The organism is Paenibacillus sp. CFBP13512, from assembly GCF_005233705.1.
In the GTDB taxonomy this organism is placed as follows: Bacteria; Bacillota; Bacilli; order Paenibacillales; family Paenibacillaceae; genus Saccharibacillus; species Saccharibacillus nuruki.
On the sequence record NZ_QGAD01000002.1, the window covers coordinates 176,075 to 201,535 of the forward strand.

23 protein-coding genes are annotated in these 25,461 nt (G+C 40.7%); 1 reads left to right on the forward strand and 22 read right to left on the reverse strand.

The window, feature by feature from the left end; translation table 11 throughout:
* Positions 1 to 8: 8 nt before the first annotated feature.
* The 5 genes from PaeCFBP13512_RS03140 to PaeCFBP13512_RS03155 form a co-directional block, all read right to left on the reverse strand.
* Positions 9 to 1,523 (reverse strand): Na+/H+ antiporter subunit D, encoded by a 1,515-nt coding sequence (locus tag PaeCFBP13512_RS03140; RefSeq protein WP_069326851.1) that lies wholly within the window; start codon positions 1,521 to 1,523, stop codon positions 9 to 11.
* Positions 1,524 to 1,533: 10 nt separating this feature from the next.
* Positions 1,534 to 1,872: a Na(+)/H(+) antiporter subunit C gene (locus PaeCFBP13512_RS03145; protein WP_069326639.1), complete on the reverse strand. Its 339-nt coding sequence runs from the start codon at positions 1,870 to 1,872 to the stop codon at positions 1,534 to 1,536.
* Between the two features lies 1 nt (position 1,873).
* A complete protein-coding gene (locus PaeCFBP13512_RS03150; protein ID WP_137221093.1) occupies positions 1,874 to 4,804 on the reverse strand; it encodes a Na+/H+ antiporter subunit A in 2,931 nt (976 codons plus the stop codon).
* 193 nt (positions 4,805 to 4,997) lie between these two features.
* Positions 4,998 to 5,165: a hypothetical protein gene (locus PaeCFBP13512_RS23350; protein WP_175425127.1), complete on the reverse strand. Its 168-nt coding sequence runs from the start codon at positions 5,163 to 5,165 to the stop codon at positions 4,998 to 5,000.
* A gap of 144 nt (positions 5,166 to 5,309) precedes the next feature.
* On the reverse strand, positions 5,310 to 6,266 hold the full coding sequence (locus PaeCFBP13512_RS03155; protein ID WP_137221095.1) for a helix-turn-helix transcriptional regulator: 957 nt from the start codon (positions 6,264 to 6,266) through the stop codon (positions 5,310 to 5,312).
* Between the two features lie 86 nt (positions 6,267 to 6,352).
* Between PaeCFBP13512_RS03155 and PaeCFBP13512_RS03160 the strand changes: the two genes are divergently transcribed.
* Complete coding sequence (locus PaeCFBP13512_RS03160; RefSeq protein WP_137221097.1) at positions 6,353 to 6,793, forward strand: VOC family protein; 441 nt, start codon at positions 6,353 to 6,355, stop codon at positions 6,791 to 6,793.
* Positions 6,794 to 6,886: 93 nt separating this feature from the next.
* Here the strand turns inward: PaeCFBP13512_RS03160 and PaeCFBP13512_RS03165 are convergent, their stop codons facing one another.
* From PaeCFBP13512_RS03165 to PaeCFBP13512_RS03245, 17 genes are all read right to left on the reverse strand, one after another.
* Positions 6,887 to 8,200, reverse strand: coding sequence for a response regulator transcription factor (locus PaeCFBP13512_RS03165; protein ID WP_069326643.1), 1,314 nt, complete (start codon positions 8,198 to 8,200; stop codon positions 6,887 to 6,889).
* A gap of 41 nt (positions 8,201 to 8,241) precedes the next feature.
* Positions 8,242 to 8,532: a hypothetical protein gene (locus PaeCFBP13512_RS03170; RefSeq protein ID WP_137221099.1), complete on the reverse strand. Its 291-nt coding sequence runs from the start codon at positions 8,530 to 8,532 to the stop codon at positions 8,242 to 8,244.
* 4 nt (positions 8,533 to 8,536) lie between these two features.
* Positions 8,537 to 10,411 (reverse strand): cache domain-containing sensor histidine kinase, encoded by a 1,875-nt coding sequence (locus PaeCFBP13512_RS03175; protein WP_137221101.1) that lies wholly within the window; start codon positions 10,409 to 10,411, stop codon positions 8,537 to 8,539.
* A complete protein-coding gene (locus PaeCFBP13512_RS03180) occupies positions 10,401 to 11,411 on the reverse strand; it encodes a substrate-binding domain-containing protein (protein ID WP_137221103.1) in 1,011 nt (336 codons plus the stop codon). The genes PaeCFBP13512_RS03175 and PaeCFBP13512_RS03180 overlap by 11 nt, the downstream gene beginning before the upstream one ends.
* 231 nt (positions 11,412 to 11,642) lie before the next feature.
* A complete protein-coding gene (gene nikE, locus PaeCFBP13512_RS03185) occupies positions 11,643 to 12,452 on the reverse strand; it encodes a nickel import ATP-binding protein NikE (RefSeq protein ID WP_137221105.1) in 810 nt (269 codons plus the stop codon).
* A gap of 20 nt (positions 12,453 to 12,472) precedes the next feature.
* The gene (locus PaeCFBP13512_RS03190) at positions 12,473 to 13,309 is read right to left on the reverse strand and encodes an ABC transporter ATP-binding protein (protein WP_137221107.1); all 837 of its coding nucleotides are present in this window, start codon (positions 13,307 to 13,309) and stop codon (positions 12,473 to 12,475) included.
* 32 nt (positions 13,310 to 13,341) lie between these two features.
* Entirely contained in the window at positions 13,342 to 14,172 is an 831-nt protein-coding gene (gene nikC / locus PaeCFBP13512_RS03195) for a nickel ABC transporter permease subunit NikC (RefSeq protein ID WP_137221109.1), read from the reverse strand.
* Positions 14,169 to 15,113, reverse strand: a complete 945-nt coding sequence (gene nikB / locus PaeCFBP13512_RS03200; protein ID WP_137221111.1) for a nickel ABC transporter permease subunit NikB — start codon at positions 15,111 to 15,113, stop codon at positions 14,169 to 14,171. Before nikB ends, nikC begins: the two co-directional genes overlap by 4 nt.
* Positions 15,110 to 16,699: a nickel ABC transporter substrate-binding protein gene (gene nikA / locus PaeCFBP13512_RS03205; RefSeq protein ID WP_137221433.1), complete on the reverse strand. Its 1,590-nt coding sequence runs from the start codon at positions 16,697 to 16,699 to the stop codon at positions 15,110 to 15,112. The genes nikB and nikA overlap by 4 nt, the downstream gene beginning before the upstream one ends.
* A 263-nt stretch (positions 16,700 to 16,962) precedes the next feature.
* On the reverse strand, positions 16,963 to 17,691 hold the full coding sequence (locus tag PaeCFBP13512_RS03210; RefSeq protein WP_069326650.1) for a nucleoside phosphorylase: 729 nt from the start codon (positions 17,689 to 17,691) through the stop codon (positions 16,963 to 16,965).
* Between the two features lie 4 nt (positions 17,692 to 17,695).
* Positions 17,696 to 18,370, reverse strand: a complete 675-nt coding sequence (locus tag PaeCFBP13512_RS03215) for a sulfite oxidase-like oxidoreductase (RefSeq protein WP_137221113.1) — start codon at positions 18,368 to 18,370, stop codon at positions 17,696 to 17,698.
* Positions 18,371 to 18,395: 25 nt separating this feature from the next.
* Entirely contained in the window at positions 18,396 to 19,319 is a 924-nt protein-coding gene (locus PaeCFBP13512_RS03220) for an ABC transporter permease (protein ID WP_137221115.1), read from the reverse strand.
* Positions 19,319 to 20,368 carry an ABC transporter permease gene (locus tag PaeCFBP13512_RS03225; RefSeq protein WP_137221117.1) on the reverse strand — a complete coding sequence of 350 codons (1,050 nt, stop codon included), beginning with the start codon at positions 20,366 to 20,368 and terminating at the stop codon, positions 19,319 to 19,321. The genes PaeCFBP13512_RS03220 and PaeCFBP13512_RS03225 overlap by 1 nt, the downstream gene beginning before the upstream one ends.
* Entirely contained in the window at positions 20,365 to 21,873 is a 1,509-nt protein-coding gene (locus tag PaeCFBP13512_RS03230) for an ABC transporter ATP-binding protein (RefSeq protein ID WP_193555932.1), read from the reverse strand. The genes PaeCFBP13512_RS03225 and PaeCFBP13512_RS03230 overlap by 4 nt, the downstream gene beginning before the upstream one ends.
* Positions 21,874 to 21,978: 105 nt before the next feature.
* Positions 21,979 to 23,025 carry a BMP family lipoprotein gene (locus PaeCFBP13512_RS03235; protein WP_069326655.1) on the reverse strand — a complete coding sequence of 349 codons (1,047 nt, stop codon included), beginning with the start codon at positions 23,023 to 23,025 and terminating at the stop codon, positions 21,979 to 21,981.
* 319 nt (positions 23,026 to 23,344) lie between these two features.
* Positions 23,345 to 24,391: a pectinesterase family protein gene (locus tag PaeCFBP13512_RS03240; RefSeq protein ID WP_206665593.1), complete on the reverse strand. Its 1,047-nt coding sequence runs from the start codon at positions 24,389 to 24,391 to the stop codon at positions 23,345 to 23,347.
* A gap of 16 nt (positions 24,392 to 24,407) precedes the next feature.
* Positions 24,408 to 25,379: a LacI family DNA-binding transcriptional regulator gene (locus PaeCFBP13512_RS03245; protein WP_069326656.1), complete on the reverse strand. Its 972-nt coding sequence runs from the start codon at positions 25,377 to 25,379 to the stop codon at positions 24,408 to 24,410.
* Positions 25,380 to 25,461: the final 82 nt, after the last annotated feature.

The following is a 25,461-nucleotide window of genomic DNA, read 5'->3' on the forward strand; positions in this document are numbered from 1 at the left end:
AGCTTCACCTACTCCTTCAATACGGCTTGGATATACAGTGTTGGATGAACCAATACATCGGCTGCTTGTGCAACAAACGTCTGAATCCACCCTGCTCCAAGTCCTATCAGAATAACAAACGCAAACAATACAGAAGATGCAGCCATCAAGCGACGAGGACGGAAAGGCGACCATTCATGGTACACTTCTCGCTTCACTTCAGGGCTATCTTGAAATACAGCACGATCATCAATTAATGGACGATCTTTGCCCCAAAAGGCTAGCATAAAGATTCGCATCACTGAATAAAGCATTAACAAACTTGCGATAAGACTGATAATCGTCATCGTATACCAACCGCGCTCCATACCGCCTTGCACGATCAATAATTTTCCGATAAATCCACTTAGTGGAGGTACACCTGCTAACGCTAGACCGGTAATAAAGAACATCCAACCTGTAAATGGATATCGCTTAATTAAGCCGCTCATGTCTTTCAAATTCGTTGTCCCTAGTGCTCCAATCATAATCCCTGCCAATAAGAACAATAAAGCTTTGACGATCATATCATGTAGCATATAAAAGACAGCGCCTTCGATCCCAGCTACATTCGCAGTCGCTAATCCAAAAGCGATCAAGCCTACACCTGCGACAACATTATAGACAAGAATCTTATTCACATCTCGATAAGCGACCGCACCAATCACACCCAGTACCATCGAGGCGATTCCCATCCAACCAATCAATGTATATAAAAACCCGGTATCATGGTAAAAGATTAATGTAAATGTACGAATAATCGCATATAATCCGACCTTAGTTAATAAGCCTGCAAAAATCGCTGTAATGACTGAAGGTGGAGCGGCATACGAACCGGGTAACCAGAAGAATAAGAATAATCCTGCTTTGAGCCCGAATACAATTAGAAATAGAAACGCAATCACGCCGATAATCCCATCTTGTCCTGCTTCAGCTACACGCTGGGATAAATGAGCCATATTCAGTGTACCGACAGCGGCATACAGATAAGCCATCGAAGCGACAAATAAGGAAGACGATACAATATTAATTAGAATATATTTTAACGTCACTTGTAGTTGACGCTTCGTTCCACCCAATACAATCAGAGCATAAGAAGATACTAACATCACTTCAAAACAAACAAATAAGTTAAACAAATCGCCTGTCAAAAATGAACCGTAGACTCCTACTAATAAAAATTGGAAAAACGGATAAAAGTGATGCTTTTCACGTTCTTCTCCGATACTGGCAAAGGCGTAAAATAAACATACTGCTCCTAATATCGAAGTGGTTAGCACCAGCAAAGCAGCGAACATATCAGCTACAAATACAATGCCATAAGGTGCTGCCCAACCACCCATGGCTAGAGTCTGAATCCCTTCCACCCGTACAGTAATCACAATCCATACTGCTACACCTACATTGACAATTACAGCAATTCCACCTAGCCAGCGTTGGATCGGTACATGACGCATCCCGAATATCTGAAGTACAGCGGCAATCAAAGGAATCAGTAGTGGCATAATTAATAAATTATTCGTCACTTTCCATCTTCACCTCCTCCATATCATCGGTCTTCAGCTTAAGATACGAACGATAAGCGAGGACAAAGAAAAACGCTGTGACACCAAAATTAATCACGATTGATGTCAAAATCAAAGCTTGTGGCAGTGGATCAACATAAGAACCTGATTCTTCGCCTAATAACGGTGGCGCACCTGACTTGAGTCTTGACATCGTTAGCAACAATAAATGTACACCATGTGTCAAAATGGAAGTTCCCAAAATAATGCGTAGTAGACTTCTCGACAAGATCAGGTATACCGCGACTGCGAATAATATCCCAACAGCAATGGACATCCATACTTCCATATCAGCGATCCTCCCCAATCTGTAAAATAATTGTCATTGTCACACCAAGCACCGTTAAGAACACACCTAGATCAAATAGTGTTGCTGTAGCGAGTTCCGTTTTTCCCAAGAAAGGTAATTCGAAATAACCAAACGTCTGACTGAGAAAAGGAGCATCAAAGAAAAATGATCCTATTCCAGTGGCATACGCAATACTTAAGCCTACAGCTGTCACTGTCCGATAATCGACAGGTAATATCCGTCTAACCGTCTCTGCATTAAAAGCCAAAGCAAGTAAAATCAATGCTGAAGCGGTCATCAATCCACCGACAAATCCGCCACCTGGATTGTTATGACCTGCAAAGAATAGATACAGTGCAAACGTCAAAATAATAAACACGATTACTTTAGTGCTTGTTTCCAAAATGACATCGTTACTTTTGAATTGCGTCATATTTCGTTGAACGGTTGATGTCTCACGGCGAGTACGACCTACATCGACACGATGCGTCTGTACATCTTTATTACGTAGATAATGAATACGTGCACCTGCATCATTTCCTTTGACTTGCAGTTGAATCAAAGAGTAAATTCCGAGTGAAGCAATTGCCAATACGGTAATTTCTAACATCGTATCGAATCCACGGAAGTCGACCAGAATAACGTTAACGATATTATCGCCACCGCCTAGATCATGACTACCTTCCACAAAGAATGTAGCAATCGAATCAAAAGTACTACTACCACTTGCCGCTAAAGCAACAAAGGTCATCACAACTCCTACACCTACAGCTACAATAATATTTACGATCCGATAACGATTCGATACAATTTCACGCCGTAATTCAGGCATATGATAAAAGCACAGTAAAAATAAAGAGACGGAGACCGTTTCGACAATCATTTGGGTCAACGCTAGATCCGGTGCGCGGAAAAGAACAAAAAACAAGGTCACCAGATATCCAACAGCACCGGTCATAATAATAGCGGTTAATCTTTTACCTGCAAATGGAACAGCTACAGCAGTCGCTACCAAGCCGATCAACAGTATAATTTCATAAATACTGATCGGTGCAGCTCCTTGCGTCAGTAAAGACAATCCATCTGCTCGAATAAATACAGTTCCTATCAATACAATCATAAAAACAAAAATGTAGACGAGATAACTATGAACGGAACCGTTCATATATTTTTCAGTGAGCGCATTGGAACCTTTTTCGCCCCATTTTAAAGTACCGTCATACAGATTATTCCATGTTAAAGCTTGTGGATATTTGCTATATATCCCTTTCCAGCGTTTTAACAACAGATACATAATCGTTCCCAGTGCAATAATACCAATCGTCATTAAAAAGGCAGGTGTAATGCCATGCCAGAAGGAGATATGTACTTCAAAATGTTCTCCTGATGCGACCAGACTTGGTAATACTGCACGCATTGTTGGTTCGATAATGCTATGCGACAACACATTCGGGAACAATCCTAACCCTACAACACATAATCCCAAGACAATCGGTGAAATCAACATACCGATCGGTGCTTCATGAGGTGTACCGCCTAATTTATCCGGTTGAAGTGGTCCTCTGAATGTCTTGAACACCAGAATCATACTGTATACAAATGTAAATACACTACCGACAAAAGCCAGAATAGGGAACAAAATGCCCCATGTTTCTAAGCGGAACATTTCCATATGGCTTAGTTCTACCATCGCCTCTAGAAACAATTCTTTACTCAAAAATCCATTGAACGGTGGTATACCAGCCATAGCAAAAGCACTCACTCCTGCTACAGTAAAGGTAATCGGCATCACATTCATCAATCCGCCCAGACGACGCAGATCGCGTGTACCTGTTTCATGATCGACAATACCGGCTACCATAAATAGAGCGCCTTTGAAGGTGGCATGATTAATCAGATGGAAAATAGCCGCCATTGTAGCAGTCGTATATAACAAAGACTCATTGCCGTATCCATAATAAACAGCCGCTGAACCTGCTCCGAAAAGGGACATAATAAGTCCCAATTGCGAAATTGTCGAATACGCAAGCAACGCTTTGAGATCAGTCTGCTTCACAGCCAGTATCGATCCGTAACACATCGTGACTATACCTACCGTCGATACAATCCAGAACCATTCAGCTTGTCCTGCAAAAATAGGACTAAAGCGTGCCACTAGATAAATTCCTGCTTTTACCATCGTAGCGGAATGTAGATAAGCACTTACTGGAGTCGGTGCTTCCATCGCATCCGGTAACCAGATATGGAAAGGAAATTGTGCAGATTTGGTAAATGCACCAAGCAGAATCAACAACATCGCTGGCAAAAATAAAGATTGCCCTTGAATATCGCCTAATACAGCAATTGTCTCACGAATACTAAATGTACCTGTCATGGAATGTAGCAAAATGAAACCAGCTAACATCGCAAATCCACCAAGTACCGTGATCAGCATCGACTTAAGTGCTCCATAACGCGAACGATCTCGTTCATACCAGAAAGCAATCAGTAAGAATGAAGAAATACTGGTCAATTCCCAGAAGGTATACAATACGATCATATTGTCTGAAAGAACGATCCCGAGCATTGCACCCATAAAGATCATCAGATATAAATAAAATCGATGAATCGCTTCTTTGGCAGGATCGAGATAGAAGATAGAATACAGAACAACTAAAGCTCCAATCCCTGTAATCAACAATGCAAATAATAGACTTAATCCATCCAAATACACCGTAAAATTAATTCCTAATGAAGGAACCCAAGGTAGGCTGACTGATTGACTGGTATCTGACTGAATCACTGGTAAATAACGCAAAAAATTTGCAAAGAGTAAGGTTGGGATGGCTAAAACGATCCAACCTGTATGTACACGTGGCAATCCTTTACGGATCAGAGGCACGAAGATTGCAAATAAAAACGGAATGATAATAGCAGCATGCAATACATACACTCTTGTTGACACCCCCAATTTCTTTATCTATTTCTTTTATATTACCCAAAAACAATACCTTCTGCCCTTAAATTCATCATTTTAGGCTAAATTAGCTCAAAATAACCCAAAAAACAGCAAAAAGGAGCCTTGGTGACAGGCTCCTCCGTTTTTGTTGCGCTATAGTATGGATTGCTAATCCGATAAGATATGTTTATGAGAACATAGGGAAAATATACTTCACTAAGAACCATAACACAATTGCCAAAATAATAATATATGCAGCATATTTAATAAATGTCGACGCGACCATACTTGAATCCGATTTACGTTCTACACGTACCTCTTTTTTATCCACATCTACATTACGATTTTCGTCCATTGTCCGTGATCTCCTTTGAGCGCCCTGTACGGTACGCATTATCATCTTGTGAGCATTATTACACGGATATGTGATCGGTGAATCGCTATTTACTTGCACTCTTTAAAATTTTAGACAACCGAATAGACGACCTCTAATAAAGGACTACTCATACTGAGCTAATATGTTTTGAACATATTGCTGATACGAAGTTCGTAATAGAGATGGAGAAAGAATTTCAATATGTTGACCAAACCCCAAAAAGTACTCGACCAAAAAAGAAATCTCACTTTCGCCAAACGTTCCAACGATATAATGCTCTGTTGGTTCTAAATCATTTTCAGAATGAACCTGTTGCAAAGACATATTAGAATAGCTTTTTTTATGGAAGTGTTCGATACCGATTGCATTCACTTTAACTTTAAAAGTGAGCGGACGTTGGACGTTAAACTGCTCTGTCGCTAGGGTGTGAATCTGTTCTGCTGTCCAATCGATAGCTTGCTTCTCGGTGATATGTAGCTTTTGAATATAATCACATCTAAAATTTCGAAAAGCTTGTTTATTCAGATCCCAGCTCAAACAATACCAGTGCCCATCCCATATGGATAACCGTAGCGGTTGAATAACACGAATATCTTGCTGATACCGATGATAATCCACTTCAATCACCTGTCTGGCAATAATCGAAGCAAATAATTCTACAATCAACGGTACTTCTTGTTGCTGATCTACACCTACCCACTGAATCCATTGTTCGGCTTCGGTCATCTGCTCTTTTTGCTTGTCAGGTAAAGTCGCTAATAATTTGCTTTTGATTTCTTGGTAATCATATTGAAAAGGCGTTTTGACTAATCCTTTCAATAGTTGTAGCGAAAAGAAAATCGAATGTAATTCGTTAGTATTAAAATAAATCGGTGGTAATAGGGAATTGGATAATATGCGGTAACCGCCATGACTGCCTTTCTCCGAATACAATGGCACCCCTAGCTCTTCTAAAGAAGCAATATCCCGTAACGCTGTACTTCTTGATATCTCAAATGTTTCGATAAGATCGCTAAGATTAAATTGCTTTTTAGCATTAATATAGATCATCTGCTGAATCAAACGTTCATTTTTATTCATAAATGACTCCTTTCATTTTTAATAGTGTCATGTTTTGACACTATTCTACCATACACTAAAGATATTCAAATAAAGGAGTGAAACCTATGTCTCAATTAAAAGTAAGCACGTTTTTATCTCTACATGGTAAAGCCAAAGAAGCTATCTCTTTTTACCAAAATCATCTTCAAGCACAAGTTGTATTCTGCATTACCAATCAAGAAATTACAGAAAGGCTAGACCCTACGTATACGTATCCAGCAAGCGAGAACGATTGGATCGCTCATTCTGTATTAAATATCGGCAGCAGTCAGTTGATGATCGCAGATGAATTAATGAGTGATGCCAAGCAATTAGTCGTAGGTACCAACTTTTCATTATGTATTACTTCTGCTTCCCAAGAAGAGATCAGTACATTGTACAATCGACTTATTGAGCATCCGCAGACCCGTATTATTATTCCACTTGCGCCGAACTTATTTTCCACAGCGTATGCTATTGTCGAAGATCCGTATGGAGTGGTTATTCAACTGGTGAAAGAAAAATAAAAACTTTACCATTATCCGAAAACTAGAAAAAGCCAAAAGACCTTCAACGCATATACAGAAGGTCTTTTGGCTTACTATGATTGAGTAGCTCTTTCATTGATTCTCTACTTTTTCACGTCGATACTGATTAGGCGATACGCCGATCATTTTTTTAAAAGCCGTACTGAAATAATGTTGTGAATCATAACCTACTTGAAGTGCAATATCTAAAATAGAGTGATCGGTTTCTTTGAGCAAATGGACTGCTTTTTGTATGCGAACTTGTACCAGTACATGGATAAAAGAATGACCTAGTTCACGCTTCATCAGACGGCTTAGATATGTGGGAGATACTTGCAATACTTCTGCTAACTTTTCCAAGGTTAACTCGGGATTATGATAATGAGATTGAATATAGTCTCTTGCGCGTCTCACCAATGGAGATAAGCGAGATTGACCATCCAATTGTAATTTGGCATGTCGGTAAGCATGTGTCATCACTTGACTGTAATCTACAGATGGTTCTGAATAGACAGAAAGATCGGTTAGCCTATCTTCGACATGAATCTCTTGCTCTATTTTAGCTACAGGTTGTAGATGTACCTGAACATGTAGACCGATATAGTCTTTCACCGCAGTCATCATCTCATCGGCTTGTTGCTCATATTGATGGATCGATGGGGAATCATCATGTTCTTGCTCCACATTCCATGTACAGATCACCAGTAATCCTGATGATTCTCTACAAATGACAAGCGGAGCAGGCTGTAGCAGTTCAGCAGCAATATTGCCAATCGCAAACAGCATTAATTGTTTATCTTGTTCTTTGAGCATCGGTCTTCCTTCGGCATGACCAGACCAGCGAATTAATGTCAATGTATCCGGTAATCTTACGGGTAAATGCAAAAAGGATAACTGTTGCTTAATCTCATCATGATGAAGTCTGCCACTTAACCAATCCAGACAAAACTGTTCTTGCAACAATGACGTATTTTTCTGTATTTGATCGGTCGCTAACTTCAAATATTGTTCTTGATGTAAAGAGCCGTTCATTTCTGTGCGTATATGGTGAAGTACATCATACAGATGAAGAGGATCAACAGGCTTGAGAATATAATCTTTGACCCCTAACCGAATCGCTTCTTGCGCATATTTGAATTCATCATGTCCGGTAATAATCACAAATCGGCAATGTGGTCGTTCAGTACGTAATCGCTTCATCAGCGAAATCCCATCTAAAAAAGGCATGTTCATATCCACAAGCAAAATATCAATATGCTGTTCCATCGCCATTTCTAATGCTTCTTCTCCATCTTCTGCTTCTGCGGTAACGATCATCCCCAGACTGTTCCAATCGACGCAATCTCGAATCCCTTCACGAATAATCGGCTCATCATCAGCGATCAATACGTTATATACCGCACTCATTTATGCTCGTCTCCTTTACTTTCTATTTTGCTTTGCAAAAATCACTTTTTATTGGACTTGGTCGCACTTATGATGCCAAGCGCTTGCTGTAAGATATTTTGCTTTGCAAAAATCATTTTTTTATTGGACTTGGTCGCGCTTTTGATGCCAAGCGCTGACTGTAAGATATTTTGCTTTGCAAAAATCATTTTTTCATTGGACTTGGTCGCGCTTTTGATGCCAAGCGCTGACTGTAAGATATTTTGCTTTGCAAAAATCATTTTTTCATTGGACTTGGTCGCGCTTCTGGTGCCAAGCGCTGACTGTAAGATATTTTGCTTTGCAAAAATCATTTTTTCATTGGACTTGGTCGCGCTTCTGGTGCCAAGCGCTGGGCATATTCCATAACAGTGGTTGGGTGACTTGGATGGTTGTGCCGCCTTCTGGGCGTGGACAGATTTGGACACCGTAGCTTGTTCCATAGGCGAGGTGGATACGGGCTTGAATATTTAATAGTCCGTAGCTACCTGTCGGTTCTGGGCCTTGTTGTCCGATCCATGCGAGCGGTTCAGCCAGTTGGTGCTGTATCTGAATCAATCGTTCTTCACTAAATCCTGCACCATCATCGCTGATCGTGTAGACTAATTTATCTTCTTGTTGTTCAGCAGAAATATGAATTTTTCCAGGGCCACGTCTGGCTTTGATGCCGTGGTAGATTGCATTTTCTACAATGGGTTGTAGCAATAATTTCATCACATATACGTTATGAACAGATTCTTGTATATCGATATCATATTGCAGTCGATCACGATAACGAGTTTTCTGAATTTGGAGATAGCTGACGATGTGCTGTTCTTCTTCTGCAAGGGTGATCATATCACTACCACGACTTAGTCCAATACGGAAAAGTTTGGATAGTGCATCGACCATACTTGATACATCATCTGCACCTTTCTTTTGCGCCATCCAATGGATAGTGTCTAATGTATTGTATAGAAAATGTGGACGAATATGAGCTTGTAGACTACGTAATTCAGCTTCTCGTTTTTGTTGCTCTTTTTGCTGATTCAGTGAGATAAGATTACGAATCTCATTCATCATCCGGTTGAAGCTACGACCCAGCATTCCAACTTCATCTCGCCGATTACTGATATAACGAGACGTCATATCTCCTGATTCCGCTTTTTGCATTAACGAAGACAGTCGATAGATCGGTCTAGAAATTGAGCTGGCTAATCCATATGAAGCAGTAAGCCCTGTAAAGCACACACAAAATAGAAAAATAACGATATAAAAGCGAATCTTGCGCGCTTCGGCGACGGATTCACTAAATTGAAAAACGCCTACTGTTTTCCAACCGGTATATGATGATGTCCGATAAATAAATTGCAATTGCTGTCCTTGTATTTCTTCTGTAAATACATTCTCAGACTGGCGCAAGGAAGCAGCCAACTTCGCAGGAATACTCTGCATAAAAGTATCTGATGGTGCATAGATAACATGTCCACTCGGATCGGTTACCATCAGATATCCTGTTTTGCCAAGAGTGACATCTTTGGCGGCTTGAGCAATGACTCTTAATTTGAGATCGATCAAAATAACCCCTTTCACTTTACCTGTTGTGGGGTCATTGATTGAACGTACGACTGTGACTACTTCATCCTCACCATAATTAGCATGACTGGTAATATTACGACCGGATGGATGTCCGATAATGGTAAAAATCCCTTTTTGCTTGATCGCTTGTTGATACCATTCTTCTTGCGTCAGACTACGATTATATCTAGCGTACAGTTCATTACTAATATAATCGCCTTTGGTATTTACAATTAAGATCCCTGCAATCTCAGAATAAACAGTAGTGAATCCTTGTAAAAACTGTCGAATCTGATAGGTTGATGTATCGGAAGCATCATTTTTGTTTAACGATTGACCGGCTAGAAATTGATCGACATTACGGTCAAAGCTAATCAGATAAGTGATACTTTGCATATTTTCCATGTAAGTATCTAACGTTTGGTTGACTTTGTTAATTAATTGCATCGTATTGGCAGTTACCTGACGCTCAATAATTTGATTGGATGTCCAGTTCACCATGATACCTAGTAAAATAGCAGGCAAAATACCTACCATCAGAAACAAAACGATTAATTGATGGCGCAAAGGTAAATTTTCAGGATGCCAGTACCGCCAATCTTTTTGTAACCATCGACGTATCCATTTATTTCGCATAATAATCAGCCACATTTTCTTGAGTAACCACAGAGATTCCGGTATCTACACGAACAGGTACAGGGGATACAATTCCACTTAGCGAGCGAGCAGGAACCGTTAATCCATGATGCAAATGAAATAAGTATTGTAGCGACCAGTACCCCATATTCCATGTTCCTTGCGCGATCGTGGCATTGATTGTACCTGACTTGATCATATCTAACGTTTCTTTATTGGTATCAAAGCTAATAATGACAGGCTTACTTGAACCTGTACGTCCAGACTGTTCTACCGCTCGTCCTACCCCATAACTTCCGGTCGCTTCGGTAATAAATATACCTTTGAGATCAGGATATTGACGTAGCAATTGGGTCGTAATCTGTTCCGCTTTGACGGCATCTCCTTCATGATTTTCTACTGCAATAATCTTCATCTGAGGATAGCGATTTTTTATTTCTTGTTCAAATCCTTGTGTACGCTCTTTATGATTTTGTTGATTGGTTAACGTGATAATCGCTATTTTGCCTTGATGATTCGTTAATTTTGCCATTTGATCAGCAGCTGTCGTGCCTGCATTGGTATTGTCTGTCGCCAGAAAAGAGTACGCTTTACTGCCCGAAGCTTCTGCATCGAACATCACGACAGGAATACCTGCATCTACCGCTTTATTAACTGACTTTACAAGAGCTGGTGAATCGATAGCTGAGATAGCAATTCCTGCGGGCTTTTTGGCGATAATCTGATCCAAGACAAGCGCTTGCTCACGAGCATCATATTGAGTTGCTCCACGGTATTCAACCGATACATTTAGTGCTTCAGCGGCATCCTCAAATCCTTTGAGTCCACTTTTCCAGTATTCCATGCCTGATTGGAAAGTAACCATGACATAATTTTCGTCAATATTCCCCTTTAATCCCTGCTCTGTCCAAGCCGCAGATTTCTCGTCTAATCGATATTGCATAATATAAATAATCAGAGCGCCGATCAAAATCATATAGATCAACAGCATTTTACGCATAATTCGATATTCCCTCCAGATCCATTCCCTGAACAATCTTCATATGATCTAATATAACTCAAATCAATTATTAAGAAAACGCTTTAATTAGAAGTGCTTGCAACGATTAACTTTGTGTTCTCCCTATCATTCTTTATTTAAAAAAAGAGGCCACTCTTTCGCAATCATAACGAAAAAGTGACCTCTTCTATCTATATTCATTCTGTACTCTTTATTGCTGATTGATCTTTCTTACACTTGATGGTCAAATACAATACGCTCTGACGGATGTTCAGGCAAAATCGCAGCGATTAACTTTTGCACAGCCGGATGATTCGATTGCATCATGGATTGGTGCATATCATCTTGATAGACCAGTTCACCTTGATCGATTACCATCACACGATCACAGATTGTCATAGCTGCTCGAATATCATGAGTGACAAATAAGTACGATAATTGATGCGTTTTTTTCAATTCAGCTAATAAAGATAAAATCTGCATTTGATTGACCATATCTAGACTGCTCACCGACTCGTCTAACACGATTAACTTGGGATTCAGTGCAATGGCTCGAGCGATATTGATTCTTTGCAACTGCCCTCCACTAAACTGATGAGGACGCTTGTTACCATCTTCAGCATGAAGTCCAACCTGCTCCAGCAGTTGCGTCACTCGTTGCTTATGTTGTACAGATGTCAGCTTCTCGTAATTATCTAGCGGTTCACCAATAATCTGTGCAGCTGTCATCAATGGGTTCACCGCAGAATAACAATCTTGAAAAACAACCTGTAAGTCCCGTCGTATGCGGTGACGTGTGGGTGTATTCACACGATATAGATCCTGACCTTCAAATAAAATCTGTCCTTGTGTCGGCTTTTCCAGACCCAGTATAATGTTGCCCAGTGTACTTTTACCTGCTCCACTCATCCCAAGCAGACCCAGACAACAGCCTTTTTCTAAAGTGAAAGAGATGTTATTTAATACGGGAGTAGGTGGTGTTCGGCGCAACCAATGATTACGATTCGCATACTGATGGCTGATATTGGCTACTTCTAACAAGTCGTCCCCTCCTTTATCGTCTACAATTCAATAGGTGTTGAAGAAGACAAACGATCTATAATCGCTGTTGGACGTGACCGAAGCAACATCTGTGTGTACTCATGTTGAGGTTGGTCAAAGATCTGAGCCACTTCTCCTTGCTCTACAATCTGTCCTTTGTACATCACAACCACTTCATCAGCCAATTGAGAAATAACACCAAGATCATGAGATACCAGTACTATTGAAGTTCCACATTCATAACGAAGTCGATCCAGTTCACGCAGAACTTGCAACTGATTCACAACATCAAGCGCTGTAGTCGGTTCATCTGCAATAAGCAATGACGGTTTGAGACACATTGAGATAGCGATCATCACTCGTTGCAACATTCCTCCACTTAGTTGAAATGGATACTTTTTCAACAACTTATGCGGATCAGGAAGATTCATACTGGCTAACGCTTCGATAGCTTGCTGTATCGCCTGTTGCTTGGATATGCGAGTGTGAGTACGTAATGTTTCTACAAATTGCGATCCAATCGTATAGACAGGGGTAAAAGCATTCATAGGATTTTGCATAATAGATCCTATTTCTTTGCCACGTATCGTTCGCATTTCTTTATCTGACAAAGTCCCCAGATCACGTCCATTGAGCCGAACCGTACCTGACCATTCCATCTGTCGTGGTTGAAGTAAGCGTAAAATAGCATGACAGGTTAACGATTTACCACTACCACTTTCACCAACAATCCCAAGAATACGTCCTTTTTGAAGTTTAAAGTGAAGCGGCTCCAGTAAAGGGATAAGACCTGTATTTGACTTCAGTTGTACTTGTAAATGTTCCACTTCTAATACATGATCTGTGCCCGCTGTCATATGTGCCTCCTTCTGTATACCGCTATGCACGATTAACGTCTTTTGACCCCGTATTTTTCTGACAAAGCTTCACCGAGAATATTAAAAGTCACCACGACTGCAAGAATAAACATACCGGGATAGATCATTAATTCAGGATGACTACGAATATAGCTGGTTCCTTCATGAATCATAGCGCCCCATTCTGCATGAGGAGGTTGTATACCCAGCCCTAGAAAAGAAAGAGCAGAGATATCCATAATCGCCCAGCCCATTTCCAATGTACCGATCACAATAATAGGTCGCTGTATATTAGGAATAATGTGTTTGTAAATGATTTTCCATGAAGAAGATCCACTAATACGTGCGGCGGTTATAAAGTTTTGTTGCTTCAAACTAACGACCATATTTCGGCAAACCCTTGCATAATATACCCATTGTACTAACATCAGTGCCAGCAATACTTGCATCAGTCCGGGGCCGAAGATTCCCACCACTCCGAGCACAAGTACCAGATTGGGAAAAGCCATAATTCCTTCACACAGACGCATCAATATACTGTCGATCCAACCACCCATATAACCAGCCAATGCGCCTATAATAAGGCCAATGCCTAAAGAAGATATGAAGATCACCGTTGCAAATCCAAGAGAGATACGTGCACCGTACAACAGTCTAGATAAGGTATCTCTTCCTAGATGATCGGTACCTAGCAGATGTTCTGCTGAAGGGTCTTTGAGCTTTTGCAACAAATTTACTTTTATCGGATCATGAGGAGCAATCCATGGCGCTAACAATGCAGCTCCAAAAAAAATAATAATCAGTATAGAGCAGATCATAATCGCCTTTTGCCCTAAAAATATAGCTTTCCATCTTTTGATCAACGTTTCGCCCGTCCTTTCAATGAAATTCGCGGGTCCATATACAATTGCACTAGATCCACCAACAAATTGCATAGAATAAACAAACAAGCGGCAAAAAAGATATAACATTGAATAACCGGAATATCCCGATTAAAGATCGCTTCTACAAAGTAACGACCGAATCCAGGCCATGAAAATACCTGCTCTACAATAATGGTTCCAGTTAACAACTTGCCTAAATTGATGCCCATTCCGCTAATCAGAGGCATGATTGCCATTTTGAGAACATGTTTTAACATAATGACTCGTTCTCGCAGTCCTCTCATTCGTGCATATTGTACATATGTTTCTTGAAGCTGATCGAGCATACTTGCACGTAACAGCCTTGTGTATACTGCGATTAGCACCATAGATAATGTCATTGTTGGCAATACTAGATTTCTCCAATCCCCACGTCCCTCTACAGGTAACCAGTCTAACTTTACCGCGAAGAAGAAGATCAATAGATAACCTAGCCAGAATTGCGGAATCGAAGCACCGAGATAAGCAATAATACGACTTAACATATCGATCCAACTGTTTTTGTAGACAGCGGCTAATACTCCTAGTGGAATACTGACTAATGCTGAAAATAACATACTCCAAAAGGCTAATTCAGCAGTAGCAGGAAGCTTGGAGACCACTTCATTCCAGACAGGTTGATTGGTTAGATATGATTTGCCAAAATCAAGGGTAGCGATATTCCCTAAGGTATGGACATATTGCACAAGTAACGGACGATCCAGTCCAAATTCATGCCTTTTCTGCTGTAACAATTCATCTGTCGGATAGATATGAGCGGCTGTCAAATAAGCTTCGGCTGGATCAATAGGCGAAATATGAATTAAAGCAAATGTAATCAGTGTAGCGATAAAAACGATCGGTACAATAGCGACGATTCGTCTACCGATATAACCAATCATTGGGCATTCAATGTAATCCCAGAGAATGGATTCTCATCACGGTTAGCCGGGAATACGAATTGGGCAATATTTTTATGATAAACTGCTGTTTTCTTAATATACGAAATAGGTACGATCGCTGATTGTTCTTGTAATGTTGTCAAAATCGAACGATACAATTCTTGACGCTTGGTCTCATCTGTTGAAGATAATGTGGCACGAATCTGCTGATCCAATTCTTTTTTATTCGGTACAGCACTAAGCGTCTCCGAAATACCAAACCCGGGACTTGCTACTACATTAATAAATGAATGAGGATCATAAGGTGCACCATAGTTATACCAGAAATACAAATCAAAATCGTTCGCTTTTAAGCGCTTGATCTGTACCGTCAGTTCTAGACCGGAAAGATTGACTTTAGCGCCTAATGCTCCCCATTCCGCTTGAATCGTTTCTGCCATCGCTTTTTGAATAGGGTCTGTTTTGTCATAAATCAATTCAAATTCTAGGAGTTCCCCGTTTTTCTCACGTACGGTTCCACCTGCTGGCAATTTCCAACCAGCTTCATCCAGTAAAGCTTGAGATGACGCTACATTATATGTGACCGGTTTGAGATCAATATTGGTATACGGATAGTTTTTGGACAATATCGAATCCGCAGGTTCTTCTAAACCAGAAGTGATGCCTTCGACCATATCTTTTTTATTGAATCCTTGATTAAGCGCCGTTCGTACTCTAATATCCGCCAATTTGGGATTAGATGAATTTAACAATAGACTACGTGTACCTACAGGTTCAGATAACTGAGTGGTATACTCTTGATTTTCACGAAGTTGATTGAATGCATCCAGACTGATTACACCTTCACCATAGATCAGATCAAGATCACCTTTTTCAAAAGCAGCGACCCGTGTCTCTGCATCAGGAATGATTTTGATAGTAACTTGTTGGACGTCAGGAAGCGTTCCCCAGTAATTCGGATTCTGCTTAAACACAGCATATTCATCTTGCTTATATTCTGAAAGTAACCACGGTCCTGTTCCAACAGGTTCTTTGATGCCTTCAGCAGTATCACCGTTATCAGGGAATCCAGCTGCACCTAAGAAACGGAATGGACGTACAACCGATAAATCTTGCAGTACAGGATAATAAGGTTCAGTTAATGTTAAGCGGAACGTATGGTCATCCACCACTTCTGTCTGGTCAATCACACCTACAATTCCTAACCAGCTATGTGTATCTTTATGCTTTAAAACTGCATCAAAGTTTTTCTTTACGATGTCAGCATTAAACGGAGTCCCGTCTGAGAACTTCACATTTGGACGCAAATGAAATGTATAGACTTTACCGTCTTTGGAAATATCCCACGACTTCGCTAATGCCGGTGTTAGCTTCCCATTGGATTGATAGCTGACCAACGGCTCATACAGCATGGATTGGGCGAATAATTGAGAAGGATTATATGTATGCGGATTCATTGTTCCGATATCACGAGGCCATGACATGGTGATTGATTTGGGAACCGCTTTGTTATCCGTTGCAGTTGTACTGTTCTGATTGCTACTGCATCCAGCTACGACCAGAAGAATAGCAACCAATACGATCATGATCGGTGTAACTGATTTTTTAGAATAAAATGACTTCAATAATAAAACCCCTTTTCTCTCTTATCTATCAAACATGATAATGATTATCATATTCATTTAATAAGAATAGGGATGGTTAAATGTTTTGTCAATCTAATTGTTAGCGTATGTACAACGATTGACAATTTAACCCTAAATAATACCAAAAAAACCTGCACTCGTTATACGAGATACAGGTTTTCTTCATACTATATTGACATATTCTACGAATAATCATTCATCATTTATGCACGTTTTGCTAATTGTACGGTTGCTTGAATCGCTGCTTCAATTTCACGTTGAACAGCATTTGCAACTGTATCTGTATTAGGATCATATTCTTCAGCTAGATCGGCATCGGCATAACCATCTAGAGCTACAATTGCTCCTGCACGAATACCACGTAGTGAGGCGATAATGTATAGTGCTGAAATTTCCATTTCAACAGCTAAAGCGCCTGCTTGTTTATACTTTTTATGTGGAAATTCTTCGACTCCGTTGAAAAAGACATCCAGTGTAACTGTAATTCCCTTTTGTACAATGCCCTCACTTTGACGTGCCGCTTGATATAGCGCTTCGGTAACCTCGCTATCTGCTACAGCCGGGAACGCTTCAGGAACGAGCTGACGAGTTAAGCCGTCTGTACGGACTGCCGCTGTACTGACAATCAAGCTACCTGCTGGATGATCCGCAGAATATGAACCTGCTGTCCCTACACGAATAATGGTTTTGACACCCGCACGAATCAATTCTTCAAAACAAACCGCTGCTCCAGGAGAACCTACACCATGACTTACAACAGCAAGTTCGATCCCATCACGTGTACCGACAAAACTACGATATTCACGACTAAATGCTAATTCCCGTGTATTGTCTAACAATGAAGCGATATGAGCAGCACGCTTAGGATCACCACAGACAATGGCGTATTCAGGTACATCTTCACTATTGATTTGCAAAATAGGCATTAACATTGAATTAATCAAACTCCTTTTTTGTCCATTCATCTTCCGGTATCGGCAAAGCTTCACCAGAGAAACGTTGTTCGGCAAACGGATCAGCTTCATTATGAAAACCGTTTTGCTCCCAGAATCCGGGGCGGTCTTCTTTCATAAATTCAAGTCCTGTTATCCATTTGGCGCTTTTCCAAAAATACAAATGCGGTACCACTAGACGCACAGGATATCCATGCTTGGGTGTCAGTGGCTTATGATCATAATGATACGCTAGCAATACATGTTCAGACAATAGGTCAGCCAGTGGAACATTGGTCTCGTAATCGTTACCGCCATGTACCATAACATATTTTGCTTCTGGCTTGACTTGCAATACGTCTAACAGATCACGAAAACGTACCCCTTCCCACAGCGTATCAAATTTCGACCAACGGGTCACACAATGAATATCGCTCGTCATCTGTGACTTGGGCAAAGCTTGCAAATCAGCATAAGACAATATCTGTTCTTGCTCCACTTCGCCAAATATTTTCAACTGCCATGTGTCTGTATCCACATTCGGTACATCACCTTCATGAAGAATCGGAAACGTGTCTGTTAAAAACTGTCCGGGTGGCAAGCGATCGGCTTGTTCTGCTAATAGATTTTTGGAAAAAGGAACTTTAGCATTTTTGATCCGTTCTGCTTTATTTTTCAAACTATTCTCTCCTTTTCATTTCAAATTAACGCGAGCTTCCGTTGGCTCGTTGAGCATCTTTGAGATAACTACGATCTTTGAAAAAGAACATCGCGACCAGTGTCACAATATACGGTAACATTTGTGTAAATTGAGCAGGTAAAGCAAAACCTTGTAGACGAATACTAAATGCATCCATAAAGCCAAACAGTAGACTTGATGCAACTACACCAATTGGATTGGATTGACCTAACATCGTCGCCACCAACGCGATAAATCCACGTCCTGCAGTCATGCCTTCTGTAAACATAGTTACCTGTCCAAGCGATAATTGCGCTCCAGCTAGACCGCATAATACACCTGACATTAATACGGCTCCATATTGAATACGACGCACAGGAATACCCAGACTTTGAGCAGCAACAGGATTTTCACCTGCGGCACGTAAGCGGAATCCACTAACCGTTTTGAATAGATAAATTTGCATAAGAATAGCGGCAAAAAAAGCTAAATATACAAGTGGTGAATGACCGGATATAATGCCACCTAATACCGGAATGTCTTTGATCACCGGAATATCCCATTTCGGCAAGCCCATCATATTTTTATCGTAATAAGCGCCTTTCACATCGAAGATCGCTCGTAGACAGAATGTTGTTAATCCTGCGGCTAAAAAGTTCATCGAGATCCCGACCACAATTACATTTGCCCTCAGATTAATACTGATATAAGCAAAGATCAGCGAGAATAACATGACACATAAAATCGCAAAAATAATAGCCAACCACACATTGCCAAGCAAATGATTACCTAGTATTGCAGAAAAGGCTCCAACCAGTACCAGACCTTCCAAACCTACATTAAACAGTCCAACCCGAGCACAGATGGCTCCACCCAGAGCAGCGAGAAGAATTGGCGTCACAATACGCAACATGGAATTAAATAGAGACACATCGAATAACTGATCCATTATTTCTTCTCCTTTCTGCGTTTGAGGAACGCATAGCCAAACCGAGCCGATACAAATAGCGTCAATACCGCTTGAATAACGCTAGCTACTTCTAAAGGTACATTGGTATTACGTTCTACACCCATCGCACCTGTCTGTAATGCCGCCAGTAAGATACCTGCTACCGCTGTTCCTAACGGATTAGAAGAAGCTAACAGTGTCGCCATAATTCCGCTCCATCCATAATCTGCGGAAGCAAGTGCACCATCTAGATAGCGATGCTGGGTACCGAGTACTTCGCCTGCGCCTGCTAGTCCAGCCAGTGCTCCACTGGTTAACATCGCTACGACCATCATCCGCCCTCTTTTCACTCCACCATAAGCCGCAAAAAAAGGATTGTTTCCAAGCATCCGAATCTCATAACCGGATACACTTTTTTGTATAAAGATGTACAATGCTATTGCTGCTACTATCGCTAGAATAAAGCCAGCATGTAGACTCATACCGGAAAATAATTTGGGTAACCAGACACTTTTATCAATCATAGGTGTCTGCGCCATTGCTGCTGAACCACTTTGATCTTTCAACGGAAAAGCGACCATATAGCCAGCAAATAATGAAGCGATATAGTTCAATAACAAGGTAGAGATCAACAAGTTAATACCGAATTTGGCATCCATATAACCTGCAAATAGTGACCATAATCCACCGATTGCCATCCCTACAACGAGAGATACCACCAATACCATCCAACCCGGTCCGGGTAGATATAGAGCGGTAATCGCTGCGGCGAGTCCACCCAGTACCATCTGTCCGGTAGAACCCATATTGAAAAATCCCGCTCGAAAAGCAAGCGCAACACCCAATCCTGTTAAAATAATCGGTGTTGCCCGGGTTAATGTATTGGTTAAAAAGTAAAAACTTCCGAACGCACCATTCCACATTTCAGCATAAGTATCAATTACGGAATCGCCTAGTAAGACTATGGCTATCGCTCCTGCAAGCAAACCGATAATCACAGCGATAATCGGTTGTAGAAGCGCAAATAGATTTCGTTTGAGTCTGGTCATAGTTGGCGCTTCCCTCCTGCCATTAATAGACTGATCTGCTCTTCGGTGGCTTCTGCGGCAGATAATTCGCCTGCAATCGCACCTTCATACATCACCAGCACACGATCAGATAATTTAAGAATCTCGGTTAACTCGGAAGAGACTAACAAAATACCATCGCCTGCTTTGCACTTGGCAAGCAGTTCACCATGGATCGTCTCCATTGCGCCTACATCAACCCCACGAGTGGGTTCCGCTGCAATCAAAAACGGTTTATTTTGGGCAAATTCACGGGCGGCAATTAACTTCTGTAGATTACCACCGGATAGAAATTGAGCTTGAGTATCCAGTGATCCTGTTTTGATTGCAAAACGTTCTACCCATCCACTAACTACTTTACGAAGTTTATGGCTTTGAATAAGACCGCCTTTTTTGTACTGATGTTGATGCCCCATTAAGCCATTATCCAGTACAGTTGCTTCACGCGAAGCTCCCCACATATACCGATCTTCTGGAATATGAGCCATGCCTTGCTCTCTGATCGCCCGCACTGAATCTCCGGTGACATCTTTCCCATTAAGCTCTACAATTCCGCTATCTGGCTGAACAAGCCCTGATATAACCTGCAACAATTCAGATTGTCCGTTACCTGAAATGCCTGCAATCCCTACAATTTCACCTTGACGTACAGTTAGCGTGACATTATCTAGTAAGGGCTTAGAGCCTTTGGCTCCAGCAAGTGTTACATTTTGCACATGCATCACCGATGCACCCGGTTCATTCGCTACTCTGCTCATTGGAATCAGATCACGTCCAACCATAAGACGAGAAATCTGCTCTTCATCGGTCGTATTGGATTCCATATGTCCGGTGATCACACCATCACGTAGCACTGTAATCCGGTCTGCTGCTTCCATGACTTCATGTAGTTTGTGAGTAATTAGAATAAAGCTTTTCCCTTGCGCAGCCAGACGTTTAATCGACTGTAATAATTCTTTCACTTCACTAGGCGTCAGTACACCTGTAGGTTCATCCAGAATAATCACATCTGCGCCTTGATATAATACTTTCAAAATTTCAGTTCGTTGTTGCACACCAAGAGGACAATCTCCTGCTTTGCGCCACGGATCAACAGGCATACCATACATTTGTCCGAGTTCATTCACTTTATCTGCCGCCGCTTTGCGGTCGAATAATCCACTACGCTTTGGTTCTCCACCGATCACGATATTTTCAGCCAGTGTAAAACTTGGAAATAACATAAAATGCTGATGTACCATGCCAATCCCTTGCCGAATCGCTTCAGATGGATCATGAAAATGAACTTCTTTACCATTGATCATAATGCTACCAGAAGTCGGTTCTTCCATACCGTATAACATACGCATTAAGGTGGTTTTACCTGCACCATTTTCACCCACGAGGGCATGAATTTCACCTTTACGGACATCGAAATTGATATTGTGATTAGCGGTAAAATCGCCGTATTTTTTAGTTATATTTTTCATTTCTAATAACAACGTCATCGGTGTAAACCTCCATTCCAGATTACAAAGTACCTCAGATAACAACAAAACCGGCTGCTCGGTATAGCAGCCGGTTAGATCAACTTGCCGTGCTTATCATATCTACTATTTTTGTGCTAACGGATCTTTAACAACGATCTTACCTGCGATAATATCATCACTGATTTTTTTAACTTTAGTGATCACATCTTCACCGATAAAAGGACTCAGCTTCGATGTACTGTCTGTTGTGACAAAAGTAAGACCTACACCTTTTTCTTTCAATCCATAAGCAGTAGAACCAAATTTAAAGTTACCATCGACGAAATCTTTTACGGTTTCGTAAGCGACTGCATCTGTTCCTTTTAATTGAGACAATACCACATGGTCTGGATCTTCAACCGTACGGTCAGTATCTTGACCGGATGTGTATAAGTTTTTCTCTTTTGCGGCTTCAAATACACCTAAATCACTTGTTGCTGATGCGCCAGCTACAAAGTCAGCGCCTTGACCGTATTGTACTAATGCTAATTCTTTGGCTTTGGCTGGATCGTTAAAGCTACCTACATAACCGATTAAGAATTTGGCTTTCGGATTTACAGAAGCCAATCCTTCTTTGAAACCTTCACTATATTTTTTAAGCAATGGAACATCTTGCGCTGCTACCATACCTACTACATTTGTTTTTGTTGCTAGTCCTGCTGCTGCTCCTAATAGATAAGAAGCTTCATATTCACGGAATCCTACGCTACGTACGTTAGGAAGATCTACACTTGTATCAATGATAGCAAATGATTTGTCAGGATTTTCTTCAGCTACTTGTTTCAACACATCTTCTGCTTGGAAAGTCGCTGTAATGATCAGATCATAATCTTCTGCTACAGTTGCACGCATATTTTGTTCAAAAGCAGTAGGGTCAGAAGATTGGATGGTTTTAGTCTCTACACCAAACTCTTTTCCTGCTTTTTGGAAACCTTCATCCATTTGAACAAAAAACTGGTTAACCCCTATTTCTTCAGGAAGAACAAGAGCAATTTTCATCTTTTTACCTGTGCCTTCAGCACTGCTACCGTTGGACGCTGATTGTTCGGAATTAGACCCACCAGAACTACATGCTGCTAATAATGCGAACACCATAACCATAGTAATTACGAACATTAAACGCTTCTTCATTCTTTTTTATTCCCCATTCCATCCAAATTTAACGTATGTTTTCACTAATCCTAAGAAATTTGTCGCCTTTTGTCAAACCTTTTTTAGGTAATATGCGGAATAAACAATCATTTTATAACAAACTAATCTCTTATTCCGCCAAATCCGTTCTCAAACTTTTATATTACTTTAATATGGTTAAGACTGTTACACAAGGGTTTTCACTGATTTTTGACTTAAAATCAAATATAAAAAAAGCCCTGAACAATGATGTTCAAGACTTTACGTATCTATAAAATAATTTTTCGTATGTTTTTAAACGATTACTGTTTACACAGACTCATGATCCTGCTTCGGGTAGCCAGCTATCTTTTCCTGCTAAAATACATGCTACTGTATATTCTTCTACTTCGGTTCGATCTAATAGCGAACTCCAAGATACTCTTTGCTCTCTAGAAGCTCCTGCACCTTGATTACCATATTCTTTATAGATGACAGAAGATTCGGCTTCAGTCTTATTCCAGTTATGCCAACCTTCAGGATGAATATGCCCACCTATATCACATCGTACAAATGCTACTTTGGCATAATTGCGCCACGGTCTTCCCAAATAAAAGCTATGTGCTGGTGCATCGCTTGTTAACTGACAATCGATAAATACATATCCATACTTTACATCTTCCGGCGTAGAAGCCGCTGTTAACCATCCATGAATAGATGACTGCTCTGTAGCTTCTGGATTAGCAGAGACTTGAGACAGAAGCGCTCGCTTTCTAGCAAAAATCTCACACTGCTCAAACACAGCTGTTGCTGATCCAAAAATAAAATCGACATTTCCTTCTATATAACAGTGCTTATAATATTGACGTTGCTTACGGCGAGGCGCTCCTTCACGAGGTCCTCCAAAGGTACCACGATCTATCGGTTGAGGCGGTAACGGCCCGGTGAACAACGTATCTTGCTGTCCAATAAATCGACAATGACGAAAAACAGCTCGATCACTATCCACATACACCGCTAATGCTTGCCCTACTTGCTCCCCTGCACCAGCAGTATTGATAAAAGTTACATGTTCTGCACTAAAATCATCACTACCTACAAATACGGTATACGAATAAAAGGTGTGATACAACGATCCATCAGGAAAAGTTTTGCGTGCATAATCATTATACGTAATAACAGTAGGTTGATCAGAATCCCCAATCAATCGAACATAAGGCTTTTCAATATGAAGTTTCTCATTATAGATGCCTGCTTGAATATAAATAGTCGTCGGATATTCTCGATCAGGTGGTATCGCATCAATAGCACTCTGGATGCTAGTATAATCACCACTTCCATCTAACGATACTGTTATTTCCAATAATGAAGCTGGAATATACTGCACAGTGTACCCTCCTCACTTAAGTGGCTTGGTATAAAGCAACCGATTGACGATGATATAATTGCGGTTGGATTACTACAGGATATTGCACCTGTTCTCCCCGAATCAAAGCAACAATCAATTCAGCAGCTTGAATAGCGAGTTCATCTAATGGCGGTCCAATCGTAGTCAAAGCCACTTCTGCATATTGCATATCCGGCAGATCATCATAACCGATTAACGAAATATCGGAAGGCACTTTGTACCCTGCTTCCAATAAAGCTCGTAAAGCTCCACGTGTCACCATATTATTCAATCCGATAAAAGCAGTCGGTGCATGTGCAGTCCATTCATAATTGCGGATAGCAAAATAACCATCTTCCCATGAAGAATATGCAGGTAAAATATAATCTTCATTCCATTCCAATCCTGTACGCTGTAGAGCTTCACGATATCCCTCTAGCTTGATCGGTTGAGAATTGCCGATAAATCCAATCTGTGTATGACCGTTGTTTTTGAGATGCTCTACTGCTTTGTAAATGCCTTCTTTACGATCAATTTTGATATATGGAGAATTAGGCGAATCATCTGTTCCTAGTACAAAACAAGGAATCTGAATATTAGCAAATCGTTGCCAGAATGCGGCTCGATCAGTCATTTCATAATCCCAAAAAATACATCCATCTACTCGTAAATGATCTAAAACGTCCATGCCTTCATCGGCGACTACCAGAATCATCTGATATCCTAACTTTTTCAATTCGGCATGTAGATTACCCGATATATTAGCAAACAGTGGATTGTTCAGTTCGTCCAGTACGAATCCGATAATATTGCTTCTGCCTGAAGATAGCTGTTGTGCCATAATATTTTTGCGATAATGATGTTTTTCAGCTACAGCCAGTACTTTCTCACGTGTAGCTGGTTTGATTCGTGGATCATGATTTAATGCTTTGGACACCGTGCTATAGCTAACGCCCGCTAGCTTCGCAATGTCTTTGATCGTAATCATATAACACCTTCTTTTTCTTAAACGATGGATGACTATTCTATTATATAGGGTTGAGGAACCATTTTCTAAGTCGATAGCGCAC